This window comes from Candidatus Palauibacter sp. (assembly GCF_965216145.1).
In the GTDB taxonomy this organism is placed as follows: Bacteria; Gemmatimonadota; Gemmatimonadetes; order Palauibacterales; family Palauibacteraceae; genus Palauibacter.
Window position 1 is genome coordinate 293240 of sequence record NZ_OZ244149.1, and the last position, 19800, is coordinate 313039.

Genomic DNA, 19800 nt, shown 5'->3' on the forward strand with positions numbered 1-19800 from the left:
CGCGTACTCGGCCGTGGTTTCGCGGTAAACGGGCGGCCAGCGCCGCGCACGATCCGGCTTGTGAAGGTCCCCTATCTCCTCCACTGGGCCTTGTCCGGGGTGCCACTGCTAAGGAGCACTTCGAGCCCTCGGCCCACGCGCGAAGCGTCCCCGGCCCCGGCCTCCCGTCCCCCGCCCCGCAGGATGCCCCGTACCTGCCCGGTTCCCGGATCCCGGAGAATCGTCATCGAGCGCTCGCTCTCTCGGCCCATGCTCACCGACCCGTCGGGGCCGGACAGCGTGATCGTCGCCAGGCGGCCGGCCCACTCGGGCCGAGCGGGAAGCGCGAAGGCGAAGGACGGTGCCCCTCCGTCCGAGACCTCCAGCATGTCGAAGTCCATCACGAAGAGTTCTTCGCCGCCGTCGGTCAGTCCCGTGAGTCTGTAGGCACCCCCCATGCGCGGGAGCATCGGCGGCGCGTCGACGACGAACGCCGGTTCGAGGAACGGGTCGCCCTTCTGGTCCAGGCCGCCCCAGAGGAGAAGCGATTCGGCGGAGCGCGCGCGGGCTGCCGTCGAGTGCTGCTCGAGACGGTGGATAAGCGCGTTGGAGAAGCTGTATTCGCTGATCCATTCGGGCCGGCAATAGGACATCAGGTCCTTGTAGGACGGCGATACCAGTGAGCCACCAGCACGGAAATCGTAGCCCCACGCCCCCGTTGCCCCGTTGATCGAGGGGAATGACCGGTCCGGCTGGGCGGGGCCGCCGCAGGGCGCATGGTAGAGCGCCATGTTGTGCCCCAGTTCGTGTGCCATCGTTCTTCCATTGGTCGCGACGAAGCTTGAGAATCCGGGCGTATTCGCCGCCCCGGCCGAGCCCCCGGAGGGACTCTTCAGGGTACCCATGTAATACCCCGCCCCGCCCTCCATCACACGAATCGCCTCCACCTTATGGAAGTTCTCAAAGGTGTCTTCGGTATCAGTCCACACTGGGTCGTGCACTTGGACATCCAGCTCACGGATGGGTAGAAACGTGCGAGTCTTCCATAGCAGGGTATCCTCCGCCGTCAAACCGTTGGTGATCGCCAGGAGCGACGAGTCCGGCTGCGCGTTCCAGAGAAACGGAATCACGGTCAGTTGCATCGAGGGCATCTCTTTCACGTCCACTGCCTTCCGGCCGGTTTCCGGGATGCGCTTTTGCACGCCGAGCCCGGGATCCAGGGTGTTGTCGGGATCGATCTCGATGACCATCTCCAACCCCGGTTGCACAACCCACGCCGGAACCTCGGCGTTCGCCGACTTCTCCAGCGCACCCTCCTTGATTTCCATCGGAATGGGTTCCGTTCCGGCCCCGATGTCGATCACGTGCACCTCCGAGCCGCCGTGGTAGAACCTCGCCGTGACGCGTGGGACCCCGGCGTTCGTCGCCCGGGGTGCCGTCACGAAGACCCGGAGGAGAGCGGCCTCGTCCGCGACGAGAGGGACCGGAAACTCCAGCGACTGCACGGCTTGCGTGAGGTAGGCCCTCGACCGCTCACCCGTGGCGCAGCGCAGGACGCGCCTTGTCGTAACGGTCTCCAGCCATTGCAGCAGAGCGGGATCGTCCGGCATGCACAGTTCCGTACCGCCCGCCATGAACAGCGTGAGCCGATCGAGCGACTGGAGGCTCGCCGGCACAGCGCCCGACATCCCGGAGTTGTTCGTCAGGGTCAGTTTTTCCAGGTTCGCCAGATTGCCGAACGTGGTCGGGATCGCGCCACTCAGGTCGTTGTTGGGGAGAGACAGGTCCCTCAGGGCCACCAGGTTGCCGAGTTCCGGCGCGAGGGAGCCCGTGAGGCGGTTGTTCCGGAGCCCGAGGATTGTCAGCCTGGAGAGGTTGCCAAGTTCGCGGGGGATCGAGCCGGTTAGTGCGTTGTCGTCGAGATTGAGGAATTTCAGCCTGGAGAGATTGCCGAGTTCTCCGGGAATTGGGCCCGTCACGAGGGTCTCTTCCATGGTAAACTCGTCGAGGTTCGCGAGATTCCCCAGGGTCGGCGGAATCGTGCCCGTCAACGGGTTGCCTGAGATTGACAACTGTACAAGGGCGGACATGTTGCCGAGTTTGGGGGGTAGCGAGCCGGTCAGCCGATTGTCGTACAACCACAGCCGCGAAAGCTTGCGCAGACTGCCCAGTTCGGCCGGAATTGGACCCGTGAGCCCGTTATTGACGACGATGAGGTTCCCGAGCTCGGTGAGCTGTCCCAGCTCCGGGGGAATGATCCCCACCAGATTGTTGGAAAAGAAGTCAAGGGCGACTACGCGGCCTTGGCTGTCAACGCCCACGCCGTACCAATCCCGGAGCGGCGCGTCGGTAAGCCAGTTGTTGCGGGAATGCCAGTTCGGGCCGCCGGTCGCCCGGTAGAAGATGGTAAGGATGTCCCGGTCCGTCAGGGCGTCACATTCCACCCCGCTTCCTTCATGCATCGCGATGGTCGTGAGCCACGCCCGGAAAACCGCATCTGCCGGGGTACAGAGCTCGGTGTCCGCATAGCGAAGCTCACGCAGCGGGACGGTCGCCAGTGACAAGGGCAGTCGACCCGTCAGGGCGTTGCCGCCGATCCTCAGTTCGGTCATTGCGGACAGGGTGCCCAACTGCGCCGGAAGTTCGCCGGACAAACCGTTGTTCTGCAGGTCGAGTGCCACCACCCGGCCGAGTGTATCACTCCTGACGCCGTACCAGCCGGCCGGGGCGGGACCACCGGCCGGCCAGCCGTCGGAATTCGTCCAATCGGTGCCGCCCGTGGCCTCGTACAGAGACTTGAGTGCAGATAGATCTGATTCGTTACAATAGCTTGGCCGCGACACACTGGCCCGGGTGGCCCACGCGACGAAGTCGGGAGTGCCGGGCAGGCAGAGAGTGAGGTTCCGGCCCGGGCCGGTGAACTGGAACCCTCGCAGGCTCAAACCCAGGAAGCTCTGCGGGATCGCACCCCGCAAGAGGTTGCCTCTGAGGTCCATGGACCAGAGCGCGCCGAGATTACCCAGTTCCGTGGGAAGCTCGCCCTCCAGGTCGTTGTAAGGGAGGCTGAGGACTTGCAGACTGGTGAGACCGCCGAGTTCCGTGGGTATCTCGCCACTCAGGTTGTTAATGCTGAGATGGAGGAAGCCCAGGCGGTCCAACCGACCGAGTTCGGGTGGGATGGGGCCACTCAAAGCGTTTACGGAGAGGTTCAAGGAATGGAGGCTGGACAGGTTGCCGAGTTCCGGGGGAATTTCGCCACTGAGAAGGTTGTCGCCCAACCTGACCGTTCTCAGGCTGGTCAGGTGTTCGATCTGAGGTGGAATTGGGCCATTCAGGTTGTTCGCCATCATCAGCAGACTGACCACCCGGCCTTCACGGGCCGTGACGCCGTACCATTGCCCGAGCGGCGCGTCGGTCAGCCAGTTGCCCTGGTTGATCCATTCCTCACCTCCGGTCGAACGATAGAAGGCTTCCAATGCCATGCGTTGCGAGGTTGCCACAACGGTGACCTGGGCGTGTCCCGAAGCCATGCCCGACGTTGCGGTGATCGTCGCATTCCCTGCGTCGACCGCATGCACCAGGCCGGTCGTGTCCACCGTGGCCACTGCGGTGTCGCTGGACGACCACGCGAACACGGCATCGTCGATCGGGGACCCGTTCGCATCTTCCGCCCGGGCGGTGAACGTCACCGTATCGCCGGGAGCCAGCCTGGCCTCGGCGGGCGTCACGACCACCACGCTCACCACGGCGACTTCTCGCACGACCGTGACCGCGGCGCTCCCGGACTCGTTGCCGGAGGTCGCCGTGATCGTCGCACTCCCTTCGTCGACCGCATGCACCAGGCCGGTCGTGTCCACCGTGGCCACTGCGGTGTCGCTGGACGACCACGCGAACACGGCATCGTCGATCGGGGACCCGTTCGCATCTTGCGCCTGGGCGTCTAACGTCACCGTATCGCCCGGAGCCAGCGCGGCCTCGGCGGGCGTCACGCTCACCGCGCTGACCTCTTGCACGACCGTGACCGCGGCGCTCCCGGACGCGCTGCCGGAGGTCGCCGTGATCGTCGCGGCGCCGGCGCTCACCGCGGTGGCGATGCCCGAAGCGTTGACCATCGCGACCGTCGCGTCGCTGGTCGACCAGCTCACGGCGGCCCCGGTCATCACGTTGCTGTACTGGTCACGCACCTCGGCGGTGAACCGGACGCTGTCGCTCAGGGCCGTGAGCCTGGCCGTTGCCGGACGGACCGTAACGGTGGTAGCGCGGGGCGGGCCCGGCGGGGGAGGACCCGGCGGGGGCGGGCCCGTACCACCGTCGCCGTCACCGCACGACAGGGTCACAATGAAGAGAGACGTGCCGAGTGCGACGCCGAGAGCGCCGGTGGTCCATCGTCGCGGAACTCGAGCGACGAGACTGGGGGAAGCTCGCGAGTTTCTCATTCCGTGCAGCGTTACGCCATGACACCATCGCCGCAAGGTGTCATCCCGCCCTGCCGTCGGTCCTTGTGATTGTCGTGACGGCCACCTGCCATCTACGTTGGCGCTTCCGGGGTTTCGGACGCCGTGCGCGGTTCGGCCCATGCAGATTTGACAGGATTCCTTGTGTCGCCGGAACAGGAGCAATAGCCCCATGCGCAAGCAGGCTGTCGTCACACTCGCCACGCTCACCCTCGTCTCGGCGGGCCTCGCCACGCCGCCCCAAGGGCTGGCCGCTCAGGAGGCGGTGGTCTTCGACTCCGCCGATGTGGCCGGACTCAGCTTCCGGTCCATCGGACCACCCCGGGGCGGCCGCAGCACGGCCGTAGCCGGGATCACCGAGCAGCCGCTGACCTATTTCATGGGTGCGACGGGCGGCGGTGTCTGGCGCACGGACGACGCCGGCCTCAACTGGAGCAACATCTCCGACGGCTACTTCGATACCGGCTCCATCGGCGCGATCGACGTGGCGGACGGCGACCCCAACGTCATCTACGTGGGGACGGGCTCGGCCTGCATCCGCGGCAACGTGTCGAAGGGGATCGGCGTCTACCGCAGCACCGACGGCGGCGACTCCTGGACTCACATCGGGCTGCCGGACGCGGGCCAGATCGGCCGCATCGAGGTCCACCCGCGTGACGCGGACATCGCCTTCGTGGCGGCGATGGGCGATCCGTTCGGCCCCAACCCCGAGCGTGGCGTGTTCCGTACCACGGACGGTGGGGAGACGTGGGACCACGTGCTTGCCATCTCCGACTCCACGGGCGTCGTCGATCTGGCGATGAACCCCGGCAACCCCCGCATCATTTTCGCGGCGGCGTGGAGGGGCGAGCGCAAGCCGTGGACGGCAATCTCGGGCTCCGAGGAGTCCGGCATCTTCCGCTCGACCGACGGCGGAGACACCTGGGACCGGCTCGAGGGCGGCCTCCCCACGGGACTCGTCGGCAAGGCGGCCGTCACCGTCTCCCGCGCCAACCCCGACCGCGTGTGGGTGCTCATCGAGGCGCCCGACGACCGCGGCGGCGTCTACAGATCCGACGACGGCGGGGACAGCTGGAACCGGGTCAACGACGACCGCGGGCTTCAGCAGCGCGCGTGGTACTACACGCACATTTACGCCGACCCGGTGGACGAGAACACGGTCTACGCCCTCAACGTCGGCTACAACAAGTCGATCGACGGAGGGGTGACCTGGGAGGGTTACTCCGTCCCGCACGGCGACGTGCACGACCTCTGGATCAACTACGAGAACCCCGACTTCCAGGTCGTGGCGGACGACGGCGGCGGGCAGGTCACGACGACCGGCGCCGAGAGTTGGTCCACATACTACAACCAGAACACGGCCGAGATCTACCGAGTCTTCGTCGACAACCAGTTCCCCTACCGGGTGTACGGCTCGCAGCAGGACAACTCCACGATCATGGTGCCGAGCCGGGGGATGCCGGCGGTGCAGCCGGCACAGCACTGGTCGGCGGTCGGCGGCTGCGAGAGCGGGCACATCGCGATCGACCCGCGCAATCCGAACGTGACGTACGCGGGCTGCTACGGCGGCAGCATCAACCGGGTCGACCGCGGGACGGGCGACGTGCGGCAGATGCTGCTCTACCCGCAGCTGCAGCTGGGGCACGCGGCGAAGATGATGCGGCACCGCTTCCAGTGGAACGCGCCGATCCGGATCTCGCCGCACGACCCCGATGTCGTCTATCACATGTCCCAGTTCGTGAACCGGACGAGTGACGCGGGATATTCATGGGAGACGATCAGTCCCGATCTCACGCGTAACGACACCACGAAGCAGGACTATGCGGGCGGCCGCATCACCTGGGACAACACCGGGGTGGAGGTCTACGCGACGATCTTCGCCTTCGAGGAGTCGCCGCACGAAGCGGGCGTTCTGTGGGCGGGTTCGGACGACGGCCTCATTCACGTCTCGCACGACGCGGGCGGGAACTGGGCCGACGTCACCCCCGGGGACCTGCCGGAGTTCTCGACCGTCAACATGATCGACCTCTCGGCGCACGGCCCGGGGCGGGCGCACGTCGCCGTGTACCGCTACCGGATGCAGGACGGCACGCCGTACATGTGGCGCACCGACGACTACGGGGAGAGCTGGAGCCGCCTCTCGACGAACGGCATCGAGCCGGACCATTTCGTGCGCGTCGTACGCGAGGACCCGGAGCGGGAGGGCCTCCTCTACGCGGGCACCGAGTACGGGCTCTACCTGAGCTTCGACGGCGGCGACAGCTGGCAGCGCTTCCAGCAGAACCTGCCCATCACGCCGATCACCGACATGCAACTGCACGACGGCGATCTCGTCGTGGCGACGCAGGGCCGCTCCTTCTGGATCCTCGATGACGTGTCGCCGCTCCAGACCATGTCCGCGGCCACGCTCGCGGCCGACGTCCACCTCTACACGCCGGGCGAGGCGGTGCGCGCGCAGGGCGTGTTTCCCAACGGCGCGGTGATCCACTTCGCACTCGGCGAAGATATTGCGGAGACCGTCAACCTCGAGATCGCGGACGCGCGCGGAGAAGTGGTGCGCGTCTACTCCTCGAACCCCGACTCGTGGGACGATGAGGCGAAGGCGGGAGTCGGCCGCTCCTCCAGCTGGTCGCCGGGCCGCCTGCCTGCGAACGCCGGCCTCAACCGTCTGGTCTGGAACCTTCAGGGCGAAGGCCCGGACTTGGTCGAGGGCGCCCGGATCTGGGGCTTCGCGGGCCGCGTGCCCGCTGTGCCCGGAAGCTACGAGGTGCGTCTCTCCGCAGGTGACATGACGCAGACCCAACCGCTGGAAGTCCACATCGATCCCCGGGTGGCCGATCAGGTCACGGTCGCCGACCTGCAGGCCCAGCACGATCTCATGGTCCGCGTACGCGATCTCCTCCAGCAGTCGCACGATGCGGTGCGGGACGCGCGCTCCATCCGCTCGCAGATGCGGGACATCGCAGTATCCGTGGAGGAGGCGGGCTACGGAGACGACTTCACGGAGATGGCCGACGCGGCGGGCGAGAAGCTCACGGACGTGGAGGAGGAACTCTTCCAGACGAAGAACCGGGCGGGACAGGATCCGCTCAACTTCCCGCCCATGCTCGACAACGAGATCGTGAACCTGTACGGCTACATCTCGTCGACCTACGACCGTCCCAACCAGGTGGCGGGCGTTCGTGCCGACGAACTCGAGGCCGAACTGGGCGAGTGGCTGGGGACGCTCCAGCAGATCATCGACACGGACGTGGCCGCGTTCAACAACCGGCTGCGCGAGGCCGGCGTCCCCGGCGTGATCGTGCGCACCCCGCCCCGCGCCACCAGCTGACCACGGCCGGACTCGTGGACCCTCGCCGAGGTCCGGCGGGCGCGCACCCCGAGAGGTGGCGCGCGCCCGCCGGCGCGGCCCTCCGTTGACCGATTCCGATGTTTCGCTGGATGTCCTCGCCCGACGCTGCTTCGAGCGGCAGGCGCAGGCGGCGGACCACCGGCTGGAGGCGGAGATCGCGCGGAAGCGTGTGACGACCGAGGAGGCGTCATCGGTCTTCCGCAAGGTGTTTCCCCTCGTACTGGTGGGAGCTTGCATGGGGGGCGTTGCCGGAGGGGGTGCGGGGGCCTTCGGAGTCCTTGTACTCGCCGGCATCATCTGGGGGGCGGTCGCTTTCGCCAAGTCGCTGCCCGACACACAACGCCGCTCCGAGATCCGGGAATCGGTGGAACTCGGCATTGTGGCCTACGAGAGCGGGGAGCCGTGGGCCGTGCTGCGCGTGCACGAGTTCGCGGTGGCCGACTTCCGGGAGCGGATCGCGGAGCACCGCGCCCGCACGATCGGGGCGGACTCGGAATGGGGACGGGCCCGGGCCTCGCTCGCGGAAGCGGCGGATGAGGCGCAGCGTTCCGCCGCGTACTGGCGCGAACGCCTGCGCGCGGAGGCCGGAGAGTGAACTCGCGGGTGCGCAGGGCCGCATCGCGGACCGGCTCGATGCGAAGCTCGGGGAGGCGCTTGGGAAGCTCGACGCGCGGGCCGCCGCGCTCCGCAGGTTCTACAACGATTGCGACGCCCGGCTGGCGGTCATGGACCGCTGCAACCGGGACCTGGAGGAGTCGCGCCGCCTCGAGGAACTGTCGGGCCGGGCCGACATCGTCATCGCCCGGGCGGAAGGCGTGATGGAGTCCCTCGCTCGCGCGTTCGTCGCGGAGGCCCGGACCATGGGCGACGCACTCGGGATCGTCGCGACCGTAGGCATCAAGTCGCTCGCGGGCGAGGCCCCGGTCGAGAACATCGAGTACCTTGCCGATCGTATCATCGAGAGTTCCGACCGCGAGCGGACCGCCATCGAGGATCTCGACCGCCAGCTGATGCACCCCTCGCGCTGACACGAATATACAGGTCGATCTGGAATCGTTAATGCCTGGAAGACACTCCCCCACCCTGCCCGCATTTCTGCTCCTCCTCGCCATCTCCTGGATGGCGGCCTGCGGCGAGGACATGGCGGCGCCTCCCCCGTCCTCTCCCAATCAGCGGCCCGTCCCAACGAGCACGATCCCGGCTCAGGAACTCGCCGCGGGCGACACGCTCACGGTCGAGGCATCCTCCTATTTCACGGATCCGGATGGCGATGCCCTGACTTTCGAGGCGGCGTCCTCCAACGCAGGCGTCGTCGCAGTGTCGCTCAACGGCAGTACGGTGGCCGTCGTCGGGGTGGCGCCGGGCGAAGCGAGGGTCACGATCCGGGCTCGGGACCCTCGAGGCCTTCAGGCTTTGCTGGAGTTCAGCGTTCTCGTGCCGACGCCGCGGACGGAGGACCACGCCCCTCTCGTCGCCTTTTACGAGGCGACGGGCGGCCCGAGCTGGTCCGCCAACGACAACTGGCTGACCCCGCGCCCGCTGGAAGTCTGGCACGGCGTTGAGGTCGACGGCGAGGGCCGGGTTGTGGGGCTCAACCTCGAATTGAATCGGCTGACCGGTCAGCTCCCGCCGGAGCTGGGCGAACTCTCGCGCCTCCAGACGCTCGCGCTGTCACGAAACGAACTGACGGGCGCGATCCCGCCGGAACTCGGCGACCTGCCCGACCTCCGGAGGCTGGACCTCCGCGACAACAGAATCACGGGTGAGATCCCGCCGGCCCTGGGCGGCATCGCCTATCTGGACGAGCTGGACCTGCGCGAGAACCAGCTTGAAGGGGAAATCCCCGCCGCCCTCGGCAACCTCGGCAGCCTGCGAACCCTGTACCTTAGCGGAAACGACCTCGCGGGCGAGATCCCCTCGGCCCTCGGCAACCTCGCCAGCCTTCAGGGCCTGTTTTTCAGCAACAACGATTTGGCGGGGGAGATCCCCCCTGCGCTCGGGAACCTCACCGGGCTGCGACAGCTCTACGTCGGCAACAACGGCCTTACGGGGGAGATCCCTCCCACCCTCGGTGATCTTGCCAGCCTCCGGCAGCTGGTGCTGTTCGGCAACGCGCTGGCCGGCCCGGTCCCGCCCGAACTCGGGCGCCTGACGCAGCTGCGGTTGTTGAGCCTGAGAGACAACCCCGGGCTGTCGGGCGCGCTCCCCAGTGAGGTGACTTCGCTCTTCAGGATGCGCGAGCTCCTGCTGCAGGGTACCGGTCTCTGCGCGCCGCTCGAACCCACGTTCCGGAACTGGCTGGACGGGATCTGGAAACACCGCGTGTCTCCCTGCGGGGGCGAAGGGTTCCCCGTCTATCTGACCCAGGCCGTGCAGTCGGCCGAGTTCCCGGTCCCGCTCGTCGCGGGCGATTCGGCCTTGCTGCGAGTGTTCCCGACGGCTCCCGACGGCGCTGTCGTCGACTTCCCGCCCGTGAAGGCCCGGTTCTATCTGGACGGCGTGGAAGAGTATTCAGTGGACATTCCCGCACAGGCCAATCCCGTCCCGACCGAGGTCGACGAGAGTTCCCTCGCGATGTCCGCCAACGCGGTGATCCCGGCGCGCGTCGTGCGACCGGGACTCGAGATGGTCGTCGAGGTCGACCCGGACAGTACGCTGGACCCCACCCTCGGTCTCACGCAGCGGATTCCCGCGTCCGGACGGCGTCCCGTCGACGTGCGGGAGATGCCCACCTTCGACCTCACGCTGATCCCCTTCCTTCGGGAAGGCAGTCAGGACCGGTCGATCGTCGCCTTCGTCGAAGGCCTGACCCCGGACCACGAGTTCCTCTGGCTGACGCGTACGCTGCTGCCGGTCGGGGAGTTCGCGCTGAACGTACACGAGCCCGTGACCGCCTCGACCAACAACCAGGACGCCCTGCTCGGCCTGACAGCCGCGATCCGCACCATGGAAGGCGCGAGCGGCTACTACATGGGAACGATGACGGGGAGTGACGGTGGCGGTCTGGCCCAACTCGGCGGGAGGTCGAGCTTCGCCGACATGCGCGAGGACATCGTCGCCCACGAACTCGGACACAATCTGAGTCTGGAGCACGCCCCATGCTCCGCTCCCGGACCCGATCCCTGGTTCCCGCAGCCCAACGGGACCATCGGCGCCTGGGGATACGATTTTCGCGATGGCGACCAGCTCATCCCGCCGGACACACCGGACATCATGTCCTACTGCCACCCGCCGTGGATCAGCGACTACTACTTCGGCAACGCGCTTCGTCATCGGCTGCGCGTGGAACGGGTGGAGGCCGCGGCACCCGGTCGTACGGTCGCCGCAGGGGACCGTACGCTCCTGCTCTGGGGCGGCATCGACGAGACGGGCGCCCCGTACCTGGAGCCGGCTTTCGTCCTCGATGCTCCGCCGACCCAGCCGCGATCGGCGGGCCCCTACGAGTTACGCGGGAGGACGGCGACCGGCGAACAATTGTTCTCGCTGACCTTCGCCATGCCGGAGGTGGCCGATGGGGACGGGAGGTCGAGCTTCGCTTTCGCGCGGCCCGTTCAGTCCGGTTGGGCTGGCGACCTGGCGAGCATCACGCTCTCCGGGCCCGCCGGGTCCTTCACTCTGGATGGCGAGAGCGATCGGGCGGCCGTCGTCGTACGGGACCCCGCCACCGGTCAGATCCGCGGCATCTTCCGCGATCTGCCGCCCGACGCGCTGGCGGCCGCCTCACTCGCTCAGGGTGTGGCGGAGGCGCTGTCTCTCGACCCCGGCATGGAAGTGCTGGTCAGCCGCGGGATCCCGGATCCCGCGGACTGGAATCGATAACCTTCCGGACTAGTTCCCCTCGCGGTCTCGGAGGTCGGCGAGGCGGTCGACGTCGATCGCGTCGCGCAGTTCGTAGAGTTCATCCGCCGTGATGTCGTTTCCTTCCAGCACGATTACGAAACGGTCCTGGACGAACCAGGCAAACTCCGCACTCCCCCGATCGCCGCTGGTACGTTCGAACTCCTCGATTGCGGGATAGCCCTTGTATTCCATCGTCCGCGCCCACCCGCGGTCGCTCTCCTCATCGACCTCGACATCGAGCCAATCCGCGAAGGCCTCCAACCCGATCGCCCCAAGGGCGCCGGTATCGACGAGGGAGACATCGATCTCGGCGCCGCTCCCCGCCTCGTACTCGGCTTCGACTGCGGACACCCGGAACCCGAACGCGCCGCCTGACCCACCCTCCCGCGAGGTGCGTCGGAAGTCGCCGATCTCCTCGGGAAGGAGATCATAGAAGTCGCGGAAGTCCACCAGATTCTCGTCCCGGGACTCGCTGTCGCCGCCGAAGAAGCAGCCCGTCGACACCAGACCGACGAACAGGGTGCCCGCGAGGGCGATCCACCGCGAAGGGCGATCGAAAGAGCGACGATTCCGGGACATCTCTTCCTCCAGGCGCTGAACGCAGGGTTGTCCCGTCGGCACAGTCGCAAATCGCCGCGCCGCGGGGCCACCCGCCTGAATAGCGCGGGGGGCTGTGCGCGTCTACGCACCCCGTCGTGAGGAAGTGTCAGCTCAATCCGTCGCGGGTCACCCCGCCCGGCGCCAGCGGCGGCGGCGGACCGTCGCGCCGTTGACCGGCGACCCATGCGGTTCGATGGTGTTCCCATGAACAACCCTCCGTCCCGTCCCGCCGTTTCCCCCAGGGCGCGCATCGCGGCGCTGGCTCGCAATGACAAGTGGTTCCTGGGGGGGCTGGACGGCGTGGTGTGGGCGCCGTCGTTCCCGCAGTGGCTTCACCGGCCGGGGTTCTGGGATCCCGTGCACCTGCTGCAGCACGAGGTCGGCCCGGGGTTCTCGGTGGCTCTCGTGCGCCCCGACGGGCTCGAAAACCCCCTCCGTAGAGCGACCTGCGGCCCGGGCGGCCGCGAACTGACGCCACGCAGGTGGCGACCCGGGCGGCTGGTCGTCACGTGGTCGGATGAGCGAGGCGTCACCGTCGAGGAGCGCCGCCAGGTGCTGCCGGGCGGAATCCTCGAATCAACCTGGCACGTCCCCCGTGAACTCGAGGGCTTCCTCGTCGGCTTCACCGCGCAGCCAGCTGACGCGACCGAAGGGGCGGAACCCACGGCCGGCGGCGTGGGCTGGACGCGGACCGTCTCGGACCGGCGCGGGCAGGAATTGGCCCTGCGCCTGGAGCTTGCGGGCTCCGTTGCGCCCGCGTGGCGGCGCATCGTGCCGTCCGAGGGGCGCGGCGCGCCCGAATGGCGGCATTCGCCCTTCGCGGAAGACGGCGGTGGCGCCCCGGGGAGCGCCGCGACCGGTTGCGTGGGCGCCGACCCCGCGTCCGGCGCGGCCCCCGACCCGAACTCCGACCTGAACTCCGATCCGGGCGCACGCCGCTCCGGGTGGATCTGGATCGCCGTCGCCCTTCCGCTGGCGGGGATCGACGGCGGCGGCCCGCCAACCTTCCGGCTCACCCTCCGCCTCCGGCGCGCCGAAGCTCGGCGCCCGGCTCCAGCGTCCCCGACGCCCCCGGCCGGCGAGACCCCGACAGCCTCCGCCTGGGAGTCCTTCTTCGGCGGTTTTCCCCACTTCCAGTGCGGCGATCCATATCTCGACCGCACCTTCGACTACCGCATCTACGGGTTGGGACTAAACCGCATCGAGGGTCCGTGGGGCCCGGTGCGGCACCCCGCCATCGCCGAGGGCCCGGAGTACTTCCATGTGCCGATCGCCTACAGCGCGCAGTGCCACATGATGGAGATGCGGTGGCGGAAGGGCGGGCGCGAAGCGTGGGGCTCACTCTTGAACTTCGTCGACAACCAGAAGCCCGACGGATCGTTCCATGGGCGCCTCTATCCCGAGCGCCTCGAGGGAACCGACTTCTACCACGCCAACTGGGGCGACGCGCTGCTCGCGGTCGACGACATGCACCCCGATGCGGCCGCGCTGGCCCGCTGCTACGAAGGACTGTCGCGCTACGGCCGCTGGCTGACGGCGGCGCGCGACCCGGAGGCGTCGGGGATGTTCACCGTCACGAACCATTTCGAGACGGGACAGGAGTACATGTCGCGCTACATGGCCGTGGACGAGGAGGCCGACGTGGCGGGGTGGCGTCCCCGCCTCCGCCTCAAGGGGATCGACGTCACGGTGTACGCGCACCAGCTGTTCCGCGCCCTCGGCTCGGTGGCGCGCCGCCTGGAGCGGCCGGGCGACGAGGCCGAGTGGCGCGGGCTCGCGGCCCGCTGCTGGAGGGCGATCGACGAACGCATGTGGTCGGCGGAGGCCCGGCTGTTCACCGACGTGGACGGGCGCACCGGCGAGCGCACCGGCGTGAAGGCGGCGGTGGGGTTCTACCCGCTGCTCACCGCACGGGTGGGCGGCGCCCGCCTCGACGCCCTGCTCGACCACCTCGAAGATCCCGGGAGCTTCGGCACGCGCTTCCCTCTGCCTTCGTCCAGCGTGGACGATCCGCGATTCTCGGCGGAGGGCATCTGGCGGGGGAAGCGCCGCAACTGCCCGTGGAACGGACGGGTATGGCCGATGACGACGAGCCACGTGATCGAAGGGTTGCTGCGCTGCTGGCGCGGCGGGAGCACGCGGGCCGGCCTGCTGGCGGCCGACATGCTCAACCGCTTCGCGCGCATGATGTTCACCGACGGAGATCCCTCGCGCCCGAACTGCTTCGAGCACTACAACCCGCACACGGGCCGCGCGTGCCACTTCCGCGGCATCGACGACTACCAGCACTCCTGGATCCTCGATTTGCTGACGCGCGGATTCGCCGGGCTCCATGTGGACGCGTCGGGCATCGAGGTGCGGCCGCTGCCGAACGGTCCCGCCCGCGTGTCGCTGGGACCGGCAATCGCCCGGGGTCGCACCGTGCGCGTCGACCTGGCGCCCGAGCGGCTAGGCGTCACCGTGGACGGCGAGCGGCTCGACGGGCCGCGCGGCGAGCCCTTGCGGGTTCCGTGGGTTCCATGAGTCGCGCTACGCAGGGCGTCGTGCTGCGCGGCGTGGAAAAGCGGTACGGCGAGGTCGTCGCCCTGCGGGCGGTGGACCTCGAGGTCCGGCCCGGGGAGCTGCTGGTGCTGGTGGGCCCCTCGGGGTGCGGCAAGAGTACCCTGTTGCGCCTCATCGCCGGGCTCGACGAACCCACCTCGGGGGAGGTGTGGATCGGGGGACGGCGCGTGGACGACGTCGAGCCGGGCGCCCGGGACGTGGCGATGGTGTTCCAGAGCTATGCGCTCTACCCGCACATGACCGTGGCCCGGAACCTGGGCTTCGGCCTGCGCGTGCGCGGCACGCCGCGCGCCGAGCTCGAGCGGCGCGTCGCGGACGCCGCCGCCGCTCTCGGGCTCTCCGAGCTGCTGTCGCGGAGGCCCGGCGAGTTGTCCGGGGGAGAGCGCCAACGGGTGGCTCTGGGACGCGCCATGGTCAGGGATCCGGGCGTGTTCCTGTTCGACGAGCCGCTCTCGAATCTGGACGCGGAGCTGCGCTTGCGGACACGCGACGAGATCGCCGCCCTGCACCGGCGCCTCGGCACGACGATGATCTTCGTGACGCACGACCAGGTGGAAGCGCTGTCGCTGGGCCAGCGGGTCGCGGTCATGGATCGCGGTCGGCTCCAGCAGGTGGGCACGCCGCAGGAGGTCTACCGCCGACCGGGCAACCTGTTCGTGGCGGGCTTCGTGGGGTCGCCGCCCATCAACCGCATCCCCCTGTCCCGCGACCAAGGGGGGCGCCTCGCGGGCGGTCCGTTCGCGCTCGCGGAGCCGTCGCACCTCGACCGCGCCACGCTGGCGGTGCGGCCGGAAGACCTCGCGGTGAGCGAGGCCGGCGACTTCCGGGCCACCGTGCTCCGCGTGGAGCCGCTGGGCAGCGAGCAGCTCATGCACCTGGACGGCCCCGGTGACGCGGCGTGGGTGGCGCGCGCATCCCCCGCCCTGCGGATCGCCCCCGGCGACCGCGTGAGCGTCTCCGTCGCATGGGACCGCAGCCACCTGTTCGATCCGCATGGCCGCCGCGAGGAGGCCGCGCCGCGACCGATGGGCCGGCCGGCCTCGCGATGACGAGCCGTCGGCCGCGCGCGCGCCGCCCCCTCCGGGCCGCCACCGGTTGCGCCACCGTCGTCCTTGCGGCGGTCGCCTGCGCCCCCGACGAATCCGGCGCCGCGTTGCGCGTGGCCCTCTGGGCCGGAGGCCACGAACTCGAGATCGAGCGGCAGGTGGCCGACCGCTACGAGGCCCTGAACCCCGGCGTGCGGGTCGTGCTCGAATCGGCTCCGAACGGATACGAGGAGCGGCTGCTGACCTCGATTGCGGCGGGGCGTCCGCCCGACGTCTACCTCATGGACTCGCCCGACATCCCCACCTTCGTGGAGCGCGGGCTGGCGCTGGACCTCGCACCCTGGCAGGAGGCGCTCGGCTTCCGACCGGACAGCGTGTTCGGGCCGGTGGCGGACGCGTTTCGCCGCGGCGAATCCATGTTCGCGCTGGCGAAGGACTTCACTCCCATGGTCCTGTATGCCAATCGGGGCGCGCTCGCCGCCGCGGGCGTCGAACACCTTCTGCCGCCCGCGCCGTCGCCCGCCGCGCCGCCGGCCGGCTGGACCTGGAGCGACTTCCGGCGCGCCGCCGAGGCGGTCGTCGCGGACACCGACGGCGACGGTCGGAAGGACGTGTTCGGGTTCGACTTCCCGCGCAACCTGTACCAGTGGATTCCGTTCGTGTGGTCGGCGGGAGGCGACATCCTGGCGCCCGGCGGCAGCGGGGCGGCGGGTTACATGGACGGGCCGGAAGCGCTGGAGGCCTACCGCTTCCTCACGGCCCTGGCGGAGGACGGCCTCACCCCGGGCGCGCAGTTTGTGCAACAGGGAGATCCCGCGCGGGAGGCGCGCTTCGCATCGGGCGGACAGGCGTTCCTGCTGTCGGGCCACTGGACGCTCCCCGTGTTCCGCGATTTGGTGGAGGCGGGCGCCCTGGACCTGGCCATCGTCCCCATTCCGCACCATCCGTCGCGGGCGGCGGCGACCAGCGTGCTGTACGCGTCGGGGTGGGCCGTGCCGCCCAACGCGCCGCACCTGCGCCGGGCCATCGACCTGGCCGGCTTCCTCGCCTCGCCCGAAGCGCAGCGCATTCGGGCGCGCTCGGGACTCGCCATTCCCGCGCGGATGGATGTGGCGGCCGAGATCGCCGCGGCGGACGGCACGGGGGTCGAGGGCGCGTTCATCGCGCTGGTGGAGGGAGCGCGGATGACGTGGGGCGCCCGGGTGCGCGACTTTTCCCGCATCGAGGCGCTGGCGGTGGAGATCATGGACCGCCGGTTGGTACGGGGGGAGCCCCTCGCATCGAGCGCCTCGGACGTGGCCCGCCGCATCGACGCGGAGTTCGGGTGGTGAGCGCCGTGCGGCAGCCGGTCCTCGCCGCCTTCGCCGCCGTCGCCCTCGCCGCCGGCTTCGGGTTGGTTCTGGCCGTCGGCGCGGGCCGGGTGGAAGGCGCACGGATGGCCGCGGCGGAAGCCGAGGCGCGCATGGCGGCCGCGCTGTGGGAGGAGCAGGAGGAGGACGAGGGGGGCGGCGCCCAGGCCGTGGCCAGGCTGATCGGCGCACGGGTGACGATCGTCGGCGCTGGCGCTGGAGGCACCGGGGCGGGGGCGTACGCCTACGAGGCCGGCGCGCTCGACCCCGCCGCCTGGATCGCGGTCGCGCCGCGCCGCGCGGGCGGCCCCTGGACCGCCTTCCCCGCCATCGCCACCGCCATCGCGCTGGCGGGCGTGGCGCTCATGGCGGGCTGGGCCGCAGCCCGGCGCCGCGGGCCGACGCGCTCGCGCTACCCGGCGGGCGTCGCGCTCCTCTCCGTCGGCTGCATCGCCCTGACGGCGATCGCCGCCGAGCGATGGGCGGACCGCGAACTCCGATCGCTGAGCACCGCCACGGTGGCCCAGGGCGCGCGAGCCGTCGAACTCGCCTTGGCGACCGGCGCGGATCCAGCCCGCGCCGCCCGGGTCGCCGGCCTCCCGTGGGCCGAGGACCGCTCGCTGGAGTCCGCGAACCAGCAGTGGACCATGCCGCCCGCAGTCGCGGCGGCCATCGCCGCCTCGCCCGAACGAGGCGTGGCGCCCCCCACGGCGCCCGCCGGCACGCCCTACGCGGTGGAAGCGGGCGGCGCTACCTACCACGCGGCCCGTGTCGCCGACATCCACCTCGCCTTCCTCGGATACGAGCGCACCGCCGCGGCCGCCCTCCCGTTGGCCGCCGCGGGCGGGCTCGCCGCCCTGCTGCTGGCGCTGGTCCTCCACCTCGCGCAGCTCGCGGCCCGCCCCCGCGCCCTGCGCCGAACCCTGGCGGCGTGGGGCCTCCTCGCGCCGGCGGCGGCCCTCATCCTCACGTTCACCCTTGGGCCGCTCCTCTTCTCCCTATGGATCTCGCTGCACGAATGGCGCCTCATCGACCCCGCGCCCCTCTTCCTCGGACTCGACAACTATGCGGCGCTGCTCCCGAACCGCGATTGGTGGTCCGCGATCGGGAACACGGCGCTGTTCACGCTGCACGTACCCGCCGCGATGGCCGTCGCCCTCGCCCTGGCGCTCCTCACCCAGGGGTCGCGCCGCGGGCTGCGCTGGGCCCGGCTCGCCCTGTTCCTGCCCGGCATCACCAGCGTGGCGGCGATCGCGGTGGTGTGGAAGTGGCTGTTGAGCGACCAGTACGGACTGCTGAACCAGGTTCTGGTGCGCACCGGGCTCGAGTCCGTCCCGTGGCTCACCTCGCCCGACACCGCCCTCATCAGCCTGATGATGATCGGCATCTGGATGGTCGTGGGCTATCAAATGGTGGTCTTTCAAGCGGGCCTCGCCGCCATCCCGCGCGACTGGTACGACGCGGCCCGGGTCGACGGCGCGGGGCCGTGGCAGCGCTTCCGCCACATCACCCTGCCCGGCCTGCGCCACACCATGTTCTTCGTGCTCGTCACGTCCGTTATCGGATCCTTCCAGGTCTTTGGACTCGTCTATGTGATGACCGAGGGCGGCCCCCTGGGCGCCACCGATGTCGCCGTCTATCACATTTACCGGGAGGCGTGGGAGTTCCTGCGCTTCGGCAACGCGGCCGCCATGAGCTGGCTGCTGTTCGCGGTCGTGTTCGCCGCCACCTGGCTGCACTTCCGCTTCCTCGACACGCGCCGCGCCCATGGCTGACCGCGCCATCGCGCCGCGGACGGCGCGCGGGCTCCTGCTCGCCGCGGCCTGCCTGGTCATGGCGGCGCCCTTTGCGTGGATGGCCCTGACGAGCCTCATGGGACAGCTCGAGGTGTTCTCTGCCGGGGGCATCCTGCCGCGGGCGCCGCGGTGGTCGAACTACCCGGAGGCGCTGACGATCCAACCCTTCGGGCGGTACTTCCTGAACTCGCTGGTGTTCGCGACCGTGGTGGCGGCGGGCCAGGTCGCGACCTCGGCCACCGCCGGGTACGCCTTCGCCCGCCTCGACTTTCCGGGGCGGGATGGGCTCTTCATGCTCTTCCTGTCGACGATGATGGTTCCGGCGGTCGTCGTGCTCATCCCCCGCTTCCTCATGATCGAGGCCGTCGGCTGGATCGACACCTACCAGGGGCTCATCTCCACGGAGCTTGTCTCGGTGTGGGGCATCTTCCTCATGCGACAGTATTTTCGGACGATGCCCCGGGAACTGGAGGACGCCGCGCGCGTGGACGGCGCCGGGCACCTGCGCATTTTCTGGAGCGTCGCCCTGCCGCTCGCGAAGCCCGCCGTGGCCACGCTCGCGCTGTTCGCGTTCGTCGATGCGTGGAAGAACCTGCTGTGGCCGCTCCTCGTCACCCGGTCCATGGAGATGCGGGTGGTCGAGGTGGGGATCGCCGCCTTCCATTCGACCTACGAAATCAACTGGCCCTACCAGATGGCGGCCGGCGTCGCCGCGGTGCTGCCCATCGCGCTCCTGTTCCTGTTCACCCAGCGGTATTTCGTGCGGGGGATCCAGCTGGAGGGGATCCGGTAGCGTGGCGCGCGCTGGCAGCCCCCGGACCC

At 69.5% G+C, this 19800-nt stretch carries 11 protein-coding genes; 9 read left to right on the forward strand and 2 right to left on the reverse strand.

Going from position 1 to position 19800, the window contains the following annotated elements; translation table 11 throughout:
* Positions 1 to 71 precede the first annotated feature (71 nt).
* Positions 72 to 4607, reverse strand: a complete 4536-nt coding sequence (locus tag ACOOHF_RS01360) for an Ig-like domain-containing protein (protein ID WP_420464319.1) — start codon at positions 4605 to 4607, stop codon at positions 72 to 74.
* Between ACOOHF_RS01360 and ACOOHF_RS01365 the strand changes: the two genes are divergently transcribed.
* The 4 genes from ACOOHF_RS01365 (at position 4606) to ACOOHF_RS01380 (ending at position 11604) form a co-directional block, all read left to right on the forward strand.
* A complete protein-coding gene (locus ACOOHF_RS01365) occupies positions 4606 to 7764 on the forward strand; it encodes a WD40/YVTN/BNR-like repeat-containing protein (protein WP_420463071.1) in 3159 nt (1052 codons plus the stop codon). The genes ACOOHF_RS01360 and ACOOHF_RS01365 overlap by 2 nt on opposite strands.
* 85 nt (positions 7765 to 7849) lie before the next feature.
* Positions 7850 to 8380, forward strand: a complete 531-nt coding sequence (locus ACOOHF_RS01370) for a hypothetical protein (protein WP_420463072.1) — start codon at positions 7850 to 7852, stop codon at positions 8378 to 8380.
* A complete protein-coding gene (locus ACOOHF_RS01375) occupies positions 8319 to 8813 on the forward strand; it encodes a hypothetical protein (protein WP_420463073.1) in 495 nt (164 codons plus the stop codon). Before ACOOHF_RS01370 ends, ACOOHF_RS01375 begins: the two co-directional genes overlap by 62 nt.
* Before the next feature lie 31 nt (positions 8814 to 8844).
* Positions 8845 to 11604 carry a leucine-rich repeat domain-containing protein gene (locus ACOOHF_RS01380; RefSeq protein WP_420463074.1) on the forward strand — a complete coding sequence of 920 codons (2760 nt, stop codon included), beginning with the start codon at positions 8845 to 8847 and terminating at the stop codon, positions 11602 to 11604.
* A gap of 9 nt (positions 11605 to 11613) precedes the next feature.
* Here the strand turns inward: ACOOHF_RS01380 and ACOOHF_RS01385 are convergent, their stop codons facing one another.
* On the reverse strand, positions 11614 to 12204 hold the full coding sequence (locus ACOOHF_RS01385) for a hypothetical protein (protein WP_420463075.1): 591 nt from the start codon (positions 12202 to 12204) through the stop codon (positions 11614 to 11616).
* A gap of 225 nt (positions 12205 to 12429) precedes the next feature.
* Between ACOOHF_RS01385 and ACOOHF_RS01390 the strand changes: the two genes are divergently transcribed.
* From ACOOHF_RS01390 to ACOOHF_RS01410, 5 genes are read left to right on the forward strand one after another with little or no spacing between them, the layout of a single operon-like run.
* Positions 12430 to 14748, forward strand: coding sequence for an MGH1-like glycoside hydrolase domain-containing protein (locus ACOOHF_RS01390; RefSeq protein WP_420463076.1), 2319 nt, complete (start codon positions 12430 to 12432; stop codon positions 14746 to 14748).
* Positions 14745 to 15836, forward strand: coding sequence for an ABC transporter ATP-binding protein (locus ACOOHF_RS01395; RefSeq protein WP_420463077.1), 1092 nt, complete (start codon positions 14745 to 14747; stop codon positions 15834 to 15836). Before ACOOHF_RS01390 ends, ACOOHF_RS01395 begins: the two co-directional genes overlap by 4 nt.
* Positions 15833 to 17164 (forward strand): ABC transporter substrate-binding protein, encoded by a 1332-nt coding sequence (locus ACOOHF_RS01400; protein WP_420463078.1) that lies wholly within the window; start codon positions 15833 to 15835, stop codon positions 17162 to 17164. Before ACOOHF_RS01395 ends, ACOOHF_RS01400 begins: the two co-directional genes overlap by 4 nt.
* Positions 17161 to 18957 (forward strand): carbohydrate ABC transporter permease, encoded by a 1797-nt coding sequence (locus ACOOHF_RS01405; RefSeq protein ID WP_420463079.1) that lies wholly within the window; start codon positions 17161 to 17163, stop codon positions 18955 to 18957. The genes ACOOHF_RS01400 and ACOOHF_RS01405 overlap by 4 nt, the downstream gene beginning before the upstream one ends.
* Positions 18950 to 19771, forward strand: coding sequence for a carbohydrate ABC transporter permease (locus tag ACOOHF_RS01410; RefSeq protein ID WP_420463080.1), 822 nt, complete (start codon positions 18950 to 18952; stop codon positions 19769 to 19771). Before ACOOHF_RS01405 ends, ACOOHF_RS01410 begins: the two co-directional genes overlap by 8 nt.
* The last annotated feature ends 29 nt before the right edge of the window (positions 19772 to 19800 follow it).

Coding starts and splice junctions, on each gene's coding strand:
- ACOOHF_RS01365 (WP_420463071.1), top strand. CDS start 4,606: ATGCGCAAGCAGGCTGTCGTCACACTCGCCACGCTCACCCTCGTCTCG.
- ACOOHF_RS01360 (WP_420464319.1), bottom strand. CDS start 4,607: ATGGGGCTATTGCTCCTGTTCCGGCGACACAAGGAATCCTGTCAAATC.
- ACOOHF_RS01375 (WP_420463073.1), top strand. CDS start 8,319: ATGAGGCGCAGCGTTCCGCCGCGTACTGGCGCGAACGCCTGCGCGCGG.
- ACOOHF_RS01380 (WP_420463074.1), top strand. CDS start 8,845: ATGCCTGGAAGACACTCCCCCACCCTGCCCGCATTTCTGCTCCTCCTC.
- ACOOHF_RS01385 (WP_420463075.1), bottom strand. CDS start 12,204: ATGTCCCGGAATCGTCGCTCTTTCGATCGCCCTTCGCGGTGGATCGCC.
- ACOOHF_RS01390 (WP_420463076.1), top strand. CDS start 12,430: ATGAACAACCCTCCGTCCCGTCCCGCCGTTTCCCCCAGGGCGCGCATC.
- ACOOHF_RS01395 (WP_420463077.1), top strand. CDS start 14,745: ATGAGTCGCGCTACGCAGGGCGTCGTGCTGCGCGGCGTGGAAAAGCGG.
- ACOOHF_RS01400 (WP_420463078.1), top strand. CDS start 15,833: ATGACGAGCCGTCGGCCGCGCGCGCGCCGCCCCCTCCGGGCCGCCACC.
- ACOOHF_RS01410 (WP_420463080.1), top strand. CDS start 18,950: ATGGCTGACCGCGCCATCGCGCCGCGGACGGCGCGCGGGCTCCTGCTC.